Consider the following 12640-nt stretch of genomic DNA (forward strand, 5'->3'; position numbering starts at 1 on the left):
ATAGAGTAATAGGGAGACACATTGCAATGAGAGTAGAAAGTGGTTTATGGTGGTAATTATATCCATTTCATCTTTTGTATTGTATAATAAAAGCACACTATTTAAAAGGTGATGGTCATTTTGCTAACAATCTTACAAATTGTTTTTTCAATCCTAGTAGTATCATTTTCAACTTACGGAATTATCACAGGTGATTATCGGTTAAATTTCTTAATGATTTTGTCCTTAGGTGTTTTGCTTTTAATTTTAGGATTGAAAGAATTTCAAAAAGAGAGAAAAGTTAATGGCTGGCTCTTTATTGGGGTATTTTTATTTTCAGTATTTGTGTCCATTTCTAGTATCTTTTAATAAACAGGAGGTATAATGTTACCTCGATTTTTTAAACCTCCACCTTTGGGTGGAGGCATTTTCTTTTGCTTTGAAATGGCATCCAACAGCTGACATGCTCCAAATTAAGAGGGGAGAGTTTGGTATGGTTATGAGTGGCTTGGTAGAATAAGATTCCAATTCGGTAATTTTTGCATTATGATAATGTATGGGAGATGTAGGTTTCCTCGCCATCAAGGATAACAATGGAGGGTTTAAATGACACCGGAGCATATTGTTAAGAAATTTTTTGAAGAAGTACGTTCAGGAAAAAATCCAGATTATGCAACTGAATTAATGGCAGACCAAGTATTGGCACACCAAGTTATTTCAGAAGAAGAAATAACGGTTGTAAGAACACCAGAGGATTATGCTGACCATGTAAAAGAAATGATAGACGCATATGGCGATTTTGCATTAGAAATACAAGAATTCATGGTACAAGATCATAAAGTATATGTACGTTGGAAACAAGCTGGAAAGCATGTTGGAGAGGTCGATGGTTATCAGCCAACCAATCTTCCAGTTATTGAAATAGCGAGCGCGGTTTATAGAATAGAAGATGAAAAAATAGTAGAATACTGGATACAAATTGATCGAGCTGGTATTGAAAACCAACTCAAACGCAATACGAATCATTAACATCCTTCGGGGTGTTTTTATATTGTTCAGAACTGTGAGTATTCAACAATTTCTCGCCTCGGATTCGTTGATACTTGCTGTTGAGGCTCATACAATCAGATTGTTTATCATATTTAGGGAAAGGTAGTTAGCCGGATAATTTCTTTTTCGTAAAACAGGTATGGGTAATGTCATTAAATAGGCATTAATGCTAGTTGATATAATCATCCATAAAATAACTGTTCTAACTATAAACATACTACTTTCCCCATTTCTTTGCGTCCATATCAGACGTAAGATGTGTAGTTTTTTATTGGATTCATTTAAAAAAAACGAAGAGCTCTAATCAATCCTTTGTCCTTTACCCGTAAGCTTCTATCTTTTTAAAGCAATTTGAATCAAGCTTTCCTTATAAATCCGCCTAGATAAACTTATTTTTACCATGCAGAGGAAGAGAGGTAGGGGAAAGGAAGTACGCCGTATAATCCCCAACAATTTATGTAAAGGACATGTAACACAAAAAGTTTTAGAAAAAACACTCATTTTTCCCTAACATTCATACCAAGCCTTATTCAATAGCTCAATACCTTGAAAGATCTCTTCCTCATTTAAGTTGGCAAATCCAAGCATTACTTTTGCAGATAATTCTTCTGAAGGGGTAGCGTAAAAAATGGAGGTTGGATATACTTTTACTCCTTTGATTGTTGCTTTTTCAATAAGTTCATCTTCGCTCATATTATTATTGGGCTCTAGCAGTAAATGCAGACCACCACTGTCCCCATAGATTTTCATCTTATCGCCAAATATTTGGTGAATGGCTTTTATGAGGGCCTCATATCTTTTCTTATAATTATTTCTCGATTTATTGAGATGTCTCTCCCAATGACCACTTTCCATAAATAGCTGTAAAGTATGTTGATGTAATCTCGATACGGTTTGAACATAATAGCTGTTTTTACGATATACATTTATTAAATTTTTAGGTAATACCATATAGCTTATCTTGATAGAAGGAATTAAGGATTTAGAGAAGGTTCCCATATAAATTACATGATCATATGAATCCAATCCTTGAAGTGCGGGTATTGGTTTACCAGCATATCTAAATTCTCCATCATAATCATCCTCTATAATGTAGGCATTCTCTTCTTTTGCCCACTCTAATAATTCTAGTCTTCTGGAAATAGGCATCACATGACCTAGTGGGAATTGATGGGATGGTGTGACGTAAATGGCTTTTATGGGGCTATTTCGTAAATGAGTAATACTCAATCCTTTTTCATCTAATGGTATGGGCCTCATCTTGATATGATGATCTTTAAATAGATAACGAACTCGATGATACCCTGGATCTTCCATCCCAAAAAGCTCATCTCTCCCAATTATGTTACATAGCACGCCTAAAAGATACTGTAAACCAGCTCCTATGACAATTTGATCTGCTGAACATTTAACTCCTCTAGCTTCATAAAGATAGGTTGCAATATATTGTCTTAATTCAAGCTCACCTTGTGCATCGCCATACATAAAAAGGTGACTCTGTTCTTCATGAAGGCTGTGCATACTCAATTGACGCCAAATTTTATAGGGAAAATCTTTTACATTAATATCTCCATATTTAAAATCAAATTTTATGACAGAACTATCTTTTATTTGGTTAGATTTTTGGGGCATCTCCATGGATTCTAAAACAGAACCCTGGAAATAATGCTTCTCCAGCTCTTCAACATAAAGACCTTGTCGTTCCTTACTTACCACATAACCTTCTGCAAGGAGTTGTTGATAGGCTGTATCTACAGTATTACGACTAATGTTTAAGTGATGTGCTAGACTTCGTTGAGAGGGCAGCTTGGTTTTAGCGACAATGTTGCCAGCTTGAATTTCAACTTTTAAATATTTATATAACTGAAAATAAAGTGGTTCTTCATTGTTTAAAATGGGGGTAATTTCAATCATACGTTTCACTGGCTCCTTCCAAAATTACATATTTGGCTCTGTTAACAGGTGCAGTCAACCTTTTATAATCAAAATACATGGTGAAAGGGAAACTGTAAACAAATTAAGACGATCGTTTTTTTTATTTCACAATGAATGTAAAGAGGAGGGGTTTATATGTTTATCCCAAAGTATTATAAAATAACAGATATGAAAGAAATACAAGAATTTATTAAAATGAATTCATTTGCGACAATTGTGGCGATAAGTAAGGGGAGACCCATAGCGTCCCATATTCCATTACTGCTTAATCAAGATCAGGATGACTATTACCTAACAGGTCACTTAGCTTACGGCAATCCGTTATGGAAAACTTTTGAGGAGACGGATCAACTATTAACTATTTTTAATGGTCCACATGCTTATATTTCTTCGTCTTGGTATGAACAAGAGAATGTACCCACTTGGAATTATCAAGCGGTTCATATTTATGGGAAAGCAAGTATTATGGAAGGTAAGGAATTAGAACAGGATTTATCAAAATTACTAGAAAAATATGAGAAATTCCGTGAAAACCCTGTCCTGTGGGAAAAGCTATCTCCTGAAATGTTACAAAAAGAAATAAAAGGAATAAAAGGATTTAAAATAAAAATAGAAGAGGTTCAGGCTGCCTATAAATTAAGTCAAAATCGAAATAGTACGGATTACGCCAATATTATTAAAGAGCTTTATCAAGAAAACGATCCACATGCTTCTGCAGTAGCTGAGGCAATGAAGAAAAACAGAAATGACTAAAACAAAAGGCAGAAACGAGGTATTAAGAGCGTTTCTGCCTTTTAATGTAACTGAAGAAAGAGAAGATTAAAAAGAAAAAAGAGCTGTCCTTTAATAGAAAAGCTAATAACTAGTAAAATTATTTAGCAGATTTAAAAAGTGCTTTTCCTTTTTTGTATACAAATCTTTCCCACTTAGCTAACAGCCCATTTCCATTCTCGCCATTTTCTAATGCTAACGCATGATTTTTATGGAAATCTTTTACTCGATGATGATGTTCTTTTTGCCATTGGTGTAAAGGACGATGGTTCATTGTCTAACCTCCTTTTAGTGATTTAAGTATATGGCGAAAAGAGATGAATGAAAAGCAATCTGTGAATTTTAGGAAAAGGAAAATAATTCGTTAACTTATTTCAATCGAGAAAAGAATTTAGCGGTCCATGATATTTCTCCTATTCATTTCGTAGATTGAAAGGGTACAATACCATTAGTTCTTTTAGGCATAATTTTATGGATAAAGAAATTAGGTTATTGAAATTCATTCATTCAGTAAGTTTTTTTCTAGATCAGAGAGGTAGAAACATAGGTATGGTAACTTTTAGTACTTTGATAGCTTTTGCACTTGTTTCACTTGGGATGGTTTGCTCGCCAGGACCGAATATGATGTATCTCATTTCTCGTTCTATTACACAAGGACGGATGGCAGGATTCATATCATTATTAGGTATAATGCTAGGTTTTATCATTTACATAATTGCCACAATGTTTGGACTTACAGTGCTGTTCATTACGGTTCCATTTTTATATGAATTGGTGAAATGGTCAGGAGCCATGTATTTATTATGGCTCGCTTGGAATTCGATAAAACCTGGCGCAACATCTATTCTTGAACCTCGGACAGTTTCTATAGAACCACCAAGAAAACTATTTTTAATGGGGCTTATGACGAATTTGCTAAATCCCAAGATTGCCATTTTGTATGTATCACTTTTACCTCAATTTGAAGATCCCACAAAGGGTTCTTTACTGATTCAGGGGGGGATATTGGGCCTAACACAGATCACCGTGAGTTTTATTGTCAATCTCATTATTGTTTTGGTAGCTAGTCGAGTTGCCAAATTATTGGGCACACGTCCTACTTGGATAAAAGTCCAACGATGGTTCATGGCAAGTGTTTTGACATGTCTTGCTGTTAATCTTGTATTTCAACGCAAATAAAGTTTGATAACTAGCTCTTAATGAAATGAAAGATTCGGGCGCAGTTGGCGTTGTCTATACAAATGGGCTAAAATTTGCATTCCTACAACGGCATTTTGTTCGACTATTCGAAAAGGCATATAGAGGGTGATTAAAGTTAGTGGGAGAAGGGCGTTTATAAGAAGTGTATTCTTAAATTAATAAGAATTTTTTATAGTTTTGGATGTCTTATGTGGGGAGCGGTACAACTCATTTATACCACTTTACAAACAAAGTTGGATCATGATATTGGCGGGATAGCAATATACATCATATTATTCATTCTGTATTGGAATAAGTTACAATTCTCAGGCCTTTATGAAGGTCCCCATCAAAAAGTATTACCCAAAATAGTAACTCTTGTATGAATGGCTTGCTCTCTATTACTATTCCTACTCCCAATCTTCATACAATAAACAAGAGAATTTAGTGGCAACAGGCTCAGGGCTCGTTTTTAGAGTCCAGGTCTTTTTATTTCACATATTTTCCGTACTTCGTAACCTAGCGTGAATTACGAAATCCTTTTGTGGTTGGACTGTTTAGGAAAAAGAGGAATGAAAATTAAAAAAAGGGTCAATTTTCGGGGCGACCCTTTTATGGTAAACATAGAAAAGGCTGTTATGATTATTTTATCTCGAAGAAGGAAGGCTATATGGAGACTATTTATTATTGCCCGACATGGATGTTGAACAAAGCTAGCGCCTAGTGCCGACAATAATTAAAAGTATGAATAGGACAACGATTAGTGCGAATGATAAATTATCGTGTTTGTCATAGTTTGTACCCATTATAAATCCCTCCTTTCTATCATCTAGAATATGTAAAGTTATAGATAGGAGAGATGCTATTCAACTAATCAATCCTTTCTTTTGAAAAATTTAATATGAATATTTCGTCCATAAAGTTCCTATTTATTTCATGCAAATAGAAGATTGCTGAAATCAGTCGCTTAGTGCTGTAATATGAATCGATAATGTCAGTTCCTGCGCTTACCCGGGAAATTTTTTTCTTATTTCCTAGGCGAGTAACCCAATTGATTAGGGAAATATAAATCATGGCAGCATCTGAAATAACAGCGGATGAACGAATTACCGAGGAAATAAAGCTGTACAGGGAGCGTCATTTGGTAGTGAAATGATTGCTAGCATAAAGAGAACATTTAAAAAAGGGAAATAAACTTGATCTATTATGTAATGGATCTTTTTACAGATATCAAGTTTGATGAGAATCCAGCCGGCTTAATAAATAAACATAATCCAAGAGTGTTAGTAGATGGACATGTAATTACACGGTAAAAGGTCTACTCACGGCTCTAAAGATATAAATTTTGTTTTAAAAACCGGATACAATTTGTGTTAAAATGATACAAAATTAAGGGGTGATTCATTTGATCAACTATCCATTTTTAAAAGAGGACGTGACCATTGGAGTTACAGCACCTTCCTCTGGTGTACAGGCTGAACTTCATGATTTATTGAAAACAGCCTGCATTCGTATGGAAAATAAGGGGTTTAGAGTCATTTGTGGAGAAACTGCTTGGACTCAGGATAAGGCAAAATCTGCCCCGGCTATGAAGCGTGCCGAAGAGTTTCATCACATGATGGCTAATGATGATATCGATATTATTATTCCTCCATGGGGTGGAGAGCTTCTTATTGAAATACTCGAATATATTGATTTCTCCAATATTCAGCCAAAATGGGTATTAGGGTACTCAGATGTTAGTCTACTATTGTTGGCAATTACATTAACAACGGGTGTCGCTACTGCACATGGAACGAACTTAGTAGATTTAAGAGGAGAGTATTCTGATGATACAACCGCCATGTGGCAATCCGTTTTATCTTTAAAAAAAGGCGAATCCATCATACAGCATTCGTCAGACTACTATCAAAAAGAATGGCAGTTCGATAGCCCTTCGCCATATGTTTTTAATTTTACGGAAAAAACGAAATGGCTATCTACATCACTGGAGAGGGTGAAAATTGAAGGGCGTTTACTTGGTGGATGTATAGATACTATCAGACATTTAATTGGAACGAAATTCGGTGATGTTCAAAGCTTTCAAGAAACGCATATTCAAGGTGAATCTATTATATGGTACTTGGAAAACTGCGAATTATCCACGACTGATCTACGCAGATTCCTTGTACAAATGAAATTAGCTGGATGGCTTAATAAGTGTTCAGGTATTCTATTTGGTAGAAGTGCTGCGAATACATCCGTTGGAAATTATACAATTGAAGATGTCTATCAAGAACTTTCCGAGGAGCTACAAATTCCTATAATCTATGACATTGATTGTGGGCATGTGCCACCACAAATCACTTTTATAAACGGAGCATATGCAGAAATAGAATCATATAACGGTAAAGGGACTATTGTGCAACACTTTATTTAAGGATTTCCCAATATAAAACCACCCTCTAAAAGATGTTGAGGGTGGTTGTTTGTATGGTTATGCGATTAGATGGAATTTCGATAAGCTTTTTGTGTGGTGAAGTACTTAGATTTTGATAAAATATTTTGGAGATTATGTTGCGCTAATGGTCCTAATTTATTAATATTAGAGCCCAACAAACCATCCTTAGCCGCATTTTTAAGTGTGTCAATTTGTTTAGTTGTGAGTTTAGAGGTTTTGCTACTTTCAATAATTTTATTCACATTATCGATTCTCTCTTGTTTCTCTTTAGAAGTACGGTTAATGTCGTTACTGTTTTGGTTGTTTTGCTTTTGTTGTGTGAGACCTTGTTTATAAGATCGACGAGTCATTAAATATTGCATAGTTGATGATGAGTTTCTCGATGTTATCATAAAAAGTTTCCACCTTCCTAATTTTTTAGTATTTACCATACATATCCTATTATCGTCCAAAACTCTCTTTACATTAGCTTCAAAATTAAATTATGGAGAAGATGAACATGAAAATTAACTTAGCACAGATGAATTTAAAAACTTTACCTGATTTTAAGGAATCCCAAATAAAGGGAATAAGGGCTTTGAATCTATTTGATAACGATTTGAGGGAAATACCTACACAAATCTTTGAAATGACGAGTATAGAAATACTGAATATTTCAGTCAATAAAATTAACAATTTGCCAGCAGAAATCACGAACTTAAAGAATCTGAGAATGTTAGATGCAGGGCATAATCATATTGATCTCATTCCTCCTGAAATTGGTCATTTAGTGAATATGGAGGACTATTTGTATTTTCATAATAATCAATTGCAATCGATCCCTCCAGAAATCGGCCAGCTTACAAAAGTAAGATATTTAAACCTAAGTGATAATTTGTTGAGTGAACTACCAGAGGAAATAGGGAATTTGAATAAACTGGTAGAACTGCGAATAATGAATAATCGATTAACAGAGTTGCCAGAAAGTTTGTGTAGATTAACGAATTTAAGAGAATTACATTTGAAAAAAAATAGCATGACCATTTTGCCTGAAAAAATCGGAGAACTAGCATTATTAAGGGTTTTAGAGTTAGAAGACAATCAATTACAGGAAGTACCTGATTCATTATTTACATGTATAAAATTAAGACGGTTAAATCTAAGACAAAATAAATTGAAAACATTGCCGGCATCGATTGGTCATTTGAAAAATCTAATAGAATTAGATCTACGAAGTAATGATTTAAAGGAAGTACCGGAATCATTATTGGCAATGGAAAGCTTAGAACGACTAGATTTAAGGTGGAATCATGAATTAAAGATTCCGAGCTGGTTAGACGAATTAGAGGAAAGAGGCTGTATCGTATATTTGTAGAATTAGAACAGTTGAGTATGCTTTGACCATATAAGTAAAGTTCGAAAAGCACGTGAATAGTTCTCGCTAAACGTTTTTATCGTAAATAAAAAAAGGGTTTTATTTGCCTTCCACAATCCAAGGTGGAGGGCTATTATTGCTAGTTGGGCTAAGTTTCATAACCGATTGGAAAGGGATTATGCTTTCGGTAGTAGGATTATTTATCATGATGCAGCCTTTCCAAAGGCTGCTGCCGGAGTGTATCTTAAGTGCCAGAAGAGGTTTGCCTGCTACGATTACCTCAAGAGCGACCGAAAGTTATGTTGTATTGACTTTGACAGAAGTGAAAATGCTTCCTGCAGATTTGGCTTGATTAATTGGGGCCGCAGGTGCATTAAGTTGGTCAACTGCGGCTTGACTACAGTCAAAACTTGATGCTAAAGATAATGGAAATGGGCGGAAGAAACGGGGATCGGTGGGACTAGGGATTATGATTACTGGAGTTATTATGGTAATACTGGCTGTTGATCTTTCAGAGGGAGGAATCATTTTTACAGTAATCTCACAGCTATTTACTGGATTTGGTATCGGTTTAGCACAACCTACCACTGGAGCGATTGCGTTCAACACGCTAAATCAGGTGAAGAGGGAGAAATATCTACCAGTCTCCTGCTTATTGATGCATTTAGTCCGGGTTTGAGCATCGGGATTGGCGGAGCTCTCATCGGTGTTAGTCAATCGCTGAATTTGGGGTAGTTGACGGGGATTCTTTTTGGCATTGTTTCTTCAATAACTTTTCGTACTCATAAAGGGCCGAATTTTTGAATAACATTTTTTAATGAAAGGTTCTAAAACGATGATATGGGAATTTTCCATTGACAAAATTTTCAATATTTAATATGATTTAAATCAATATATAAATCAATGATTGGAAGTAGTAGGGAACAATTATTGTATAGAGAGCTGTTGGATGGTGCAAAACAGTCAATAAATTTCTGAACTCGTCCATGAGTATTTATGCTGAACTAAAGTAAGTATAAACGGCAGCTACCGTTATAGCTTAAGTGGATTAATGTTTAATTAATCAATTAGAGTGGTACCGCGAATATAACTTCGTCTCTTTATTGAGGCGAAGTTTTTTTATTTTTAGGAGGGTGAGCCATGAAATGAAACTATTATGAGAGAAGTTAAAAAAGTGAACGAAGATTTCGAATGTAAAAGGTTATTACAATAATATTTACAGCAATAAATATTAACTTTCAATGTGTTAACCGAAAGGGGAGAAATATTATGAATGATTGTTTTATTTGTAATAAACACGCTGGAAATATTCATACCGCAGGGATAATGATTTACGAGGACGAATATGTTTTTGTTGGACATATTGATAGAAATGGTAATCCAAACTATCTTGGGCATATTATGATTGATTTAAAAAGACACGCTCCCACACTTGCCGATATGACAATGGAAGAAGCAAAAGCGTTTGGAGTTATTATGGCTCGAATTAGTAAAGCTCTAACAGAGTCAGAAAATGCTGAACACATCTACTCATTTGTTTCAGGAAATTCAGTCCCACATCTTCATATGCATCTAGTAGCTCGTTATCCAAATACGCCAAAAAAATACTGGGGACCATCTGAAGTTTACGATTGGAAAGATGCTCCAATGGGTGATAATAATGCTATTATAGCGCTTTGTAATCGTCTTAAAACGTATCTAGATGGTAATCCACATGAATAATAAGAGTAAAGATTTTAGTTGGATCGGTAGTCAAGAAAACTTCGTAGACAACCCAAGCATTCTTCAACTAAATCATATTCTAGTTGGTCGTTACGGTGGTAATTCTAATGCAGGACAATATAAGAATGAAGATGGTTGCTTAGTTTGGCATAACATCAAAGAAAATTGGGAGTTCGTGATTCTCCTTGATGCACATAATACAACAGAGAGCGCTAAAATTATTTTAGAGCAGTTCAATAAAGAAAAATGTACCATCAAAAATTTATTATCCTCACCTGTAAATATGAAATTTTTTAATAGGATGGAAGATAAGATTTTAAGTATGTTTCAATCGGCGTATTTCCTATCTAGTTGTCGGAAAATCAAGGGAGAAACAGCTTGCTTAATTGTAGTCAGGAAAGATAAATATGTATGGTGGTTTTCCGTTGGAGATTGTATTCTTTGTTTATTTCATCCACAATTAGCTGCATTAGGTCAATATCAATTGAATCAAAGGCAATTTTATGAATGGATAGGACAGGTTAATACTTTTGAACAAGAAGTTCCTTGCTATACAGTTGGAAGAAGGGAATTAAGAAAAGGAGAAAATCATTTATTCCTTACAACGGATGGAATAACGGAATGCCCGAATGAACCCTATGCAAACGTGATAGATATTTATAATGCAGTTAATAACCTAGATGATGAGCGTAGTATTTGGAAAATGTTACGAGACATCCAAGAAAATAATGTTAGAGACAGTACAACAATTATTTCCTGGAAGATAAATATTTCGAAGACTGCCACAATCCCTAGTAATCAGTAAAATATATTAATTAGTATGCAAAATAAATCTAAATAACGTTCCCAAACCAAAGTTTGGAAAGAAACCGAAATCCCAAAAATGCTGTTAAACCAACATTTGTTAGACTTTCGTTTGAATATTATATAGCTTTTTATGTAAATATAGAAACATGTCTACTAAAGTACTTTTCAAAATTATTAAGAGTTAGCTGAATAAAAACCAGTAAATTTAACGCTTTAAACCTGCAATATTTAATCGTTTCTATACTTCAATTACAGGGGTTTTAGTTGAAAACGATCTTCAACAATCGGGCGCTTTTCTTTAATGATGAGCGTCTTTCTTCATGAATAGGTCCATTTCATGGAATAATATCAGAATATATTGGATATTTATGTTAAAATTTTAAAAGGGTTTCCTAAGATATTACCTTGCAGTTTTCATGCTTTTAACCTCAGCAATCGGATGCTTTAGAAAAAATGAATAGGTGGTTAAAAATGATGAATGGAAAAGAGATTTTAACTATATTTGGATTTGAGGTTAGTGAAGAGCCTAAAAGCATTTATCCATATTCACCAGTATATCGAGTAAAATATGGTGATAAGGATGTTGTTGTAAAACGTACGCAAAGAAGAGCAAAGAATGTCATGTCTTATATTACTATGCTAAAAGATAAAGGGGTAAATGTTGTAACACCAGTTAAGTTACAAGTAAATAACCCACAAAAGTATGAGGATACAAATTTTGTTGTTTATCCATTTATAGAAGGCAAGAAATACTCAGGCAAAGAAAAAGAAATCTATGGAGCTGGAAAGCTGTTAGGACAAATTCATAGTTTTTCACCTTCTTCAAATGCCTATAATCTTCTTGACTACGATGTTTATGATTTTAATGAACTAGAAGTAGAAGAGAGTATGGAAGCAATTATACAACATGCTGACAACGCTGGAGTTGAAATTGATACAGGGTTAAAAACAAAATTACTAGAAAGTGTTGCAAGTCAACAGGAACTCTACCATGCAGGATTACCACATGTTTCTACGCCGCATGATTTTAAAGCGAATAATTTGGTTTTAATCCCTGAACCATATCTAATTGATCCGGATAACGCTACTTGGATACCAAGGATCTTTGACCTAGCTTTGGCATTACTACTTTTTCATAATGAACATGAAGAAGCACCAGACCAGATTTTTACAATAGATGAATGGGCATTATTTTTAAAAGGCTATAAAGAATATATTGTTTTAACTGATCATGAAAAAGGTCATTGGGACAAGGCGAAACAGCACGTCTTTCTCGATGAAGTAATGTGGTTAATGGCTGAGTATGAAGAGGACTGGCAAAATTCTTCTCAACAAAAATTGTTCAATAGCTTAATTCGTGTTGTGATGGATAGTGCTGCCTATAAACTAATATAAGAAGTGCG

The 12640-nt window shown here is 34.5% G+C and carries 14 protein-coding genes and 1 other annotated feature; of the genes, 10 read left to right on the top strand and 4 right to left on the bottom strand.

Annotated features, from left to right (window positions below):
* Window positions 1-111 precede the first annotated feature (111 nt).
* Both KVT27_RS07280 and KVT27_RS07285 read left to right on the top strand, forming a co-directional pair.
* Window positions 112-348 (top strand): DUF3953 domain-containing protein, encoded by a 237-nt coding sequence (locus tag KVT27_RS07280; protein ID WP_150907656.1) that lies wholly within the window; start codon window positions 112-114, stop codon window positions 346-348.
* A 237-nt stretch (window positions 349-585) separates the two neighbouring features.
* Complete coding sequence (locus tag KVT27_RS07285; protein ID WP_150907655.1) at window positions 586-1008, top strand: ester cyclase; 423 nt, start codon at window positions 586-588, stop codon at window positions 1006-1008.
* Window positions 1009-1536: 528 nt separating this feature from the next.
* On the opposite strand, the gene pdxR is transcribed toward KVT27_RS07285, so the two are convergent.
* Window positions 1537-2943: a MocR-like pyridoxine biosynthesis transcription factor PdxR gene (gene pdxR / locus KVT27_RS07290; protein ID WP_036145962.1), complete on the bottom strand. Its 1407-nt coding sequence runs from the start codon at window positions 2941-2943 to the stop codon at window positions 1537-1539.
* A 156-nt stretch (window positions 2944-3099) separates the two neighbouring features.
* Between pdxR and KVT27_RS07295 the strand changes: the two genes are divergently transcribed.
* Complete coding sequence (locus KVT27_RS07295) at window positions 3100-3717, top strand: FMN-binding negative transcriptional regulator (RefSeq protein ID WP_217581033.1); 618 nt, start codon at window positions 3100-3102, stop codon at window positions 3715-3717.
* A 118-nt stretch (window positions 3718-3835) separates the two neighbouring features.
* On the opposite strand, the gene KVT27_RS07300 is transcribed toward KVT27_RS07295, so the two are convergent.
* Entirely contained in the window at window positions 3836-4009 is a 174-nt protein-coding gene (locus KVT27_RS07300) for a hypothetical protein (protein WP_170844050.1), read from the bottom strand.
* 275 nt (window positions 4010-4284) lie between these two features.
* Here KVT27_RS07300 and KVT27_RS07305 point away from each other — a divergent pair, with 275 nt between their 5' ends.
* On the top strand, window positions 4285-4914 hold the full coding sequence (locus KVT27_RS07305) for a LysE family translocator (protein ID WP_036125548.1): 630 nt from the start codon (window positions 4285-4287) through the stop codon (window positions 4912-4914).
* A gap of 713 nt (window positions 4915-5627) precedes the next feature.
* Here KVT27_RS07305 and KVT27_RS07310 read toward each other — a convergent pair.
* On the bottom strand, window positions 5628-5720 hold the full coding sequence (locus KVT27_RS07310) for a YjcZ family sporulation protein (protein WP_080709335.1): 93 nt from the start codon (window positions 5718-5720) through the stop codon (window positions 5628-5630).
* Between the two features lie 599 nt (window positions 5721-6319).
* Here KVT27_RS07310 and KVT27_RS07315 point away from each other — a divergent pair.
* Window positions 6320-7333, top strand: coding sequence for a S66 family peptidase (locus tag KVT27_RS07315; RefSeq protein ID WP_217581034.1), 1014 nt, complete (start codon window positions 6320-6322; stop codon window positions 7331-7333).
* Between the two features lie 65 nt (window positions 7334-7398).
* Here KVT27_RS07315 and KVT27_RS07320 read toward each other — a convergent pair whose 3' ends face one another.
* Entirely contained in the window at window positions 7399-7746 is a 348-nt protein-coding gene (locus tag KVT27_RS07320; protein WP_036145955.1) for a hypothetical protein, read from the bottom strand.
* A gap of 107 nt (window positions 7747-7853) precedes the next feature.
* On the opposite strand from KVT27_RS07320, the gene KVT27_RS07325 reads away from it, so the two are divergent.
* From KVT27_RS07325 to KVT27_RS07345, 5 genes are all read left to right on the top strand, one after another.
* Entirely contained in the window at window positions 7854-8708 is an 855-nt protein-coding gene (locus KVT27_RS07325; RefSeq protein ID WP_225316208.1) for a leucine-rich repeat domain-containing protein, read from the top strand.
* Between the two features lie 103 nt (window positions 8709-8811).
* Window positions 8812-9060: a hypothetical protein gene (locus tag KVT27_RS27230; protein WP_152564530.1), complete on the top strand. Its 249-nt coding sequence runs from the start codon at window positions 8812-8814 to the stop codon at window positions 9058-9060.
* Between the two features lie 542 nt (window positions 9061-9602).
* Window positions 9603-9811: a binding site (T-box leader), on the top strand.
* A gap of 166 nt (window positions 9812-9977) precedes the next feature.
* A complete protein-coding gene (locus KVT27_RS07335) occupies window positions 9978-10430 on the top strand; it encodes an HIT family protein (RefSeq protein ID WP_036125557.1) in 453 nt (150 codons plus the stop codon).
* Entirely contained in the window at window positions 10423-11235 is an 813-nt protein-coding gene (locus KVT27_RS07340) for a PP2C family serine/threonine-protein phosphatase (RefSeq protein ID WP_036125559.1), read from the top strand. The genes KVT27_RS07335 and KVT27_RS07340 overlap by 8 nt, the downstream gene beginning before the upstream one ends.
* A 455-nt stretch (window positions 11236-11690) precedes the next feature.
* Window positions 11691-12632: a phosphotransferase gene (locus tag KVT27_RS07345; RefSeq protein ID WP_254636063.1), complete on the top strand. Its 942-nt coding sequence runs from the start codon at window positions 11691-11693 to the stop codon at window positions 12630-12632.
* Window positions 12633-12640: the final 8 nt, after the last annotated feature.

Source organism: Lysinibacillus sp. GbtcB16 (assembly GCF_019091145.1).
In the GTDB taxonomy this organism is placed as follows: domain Bacteria; phylum Bacillota; class Bacilli; order Bacillales_A; family Planococcaceae; genus Lysinibacillus; species Lysinibacillus fusiformis.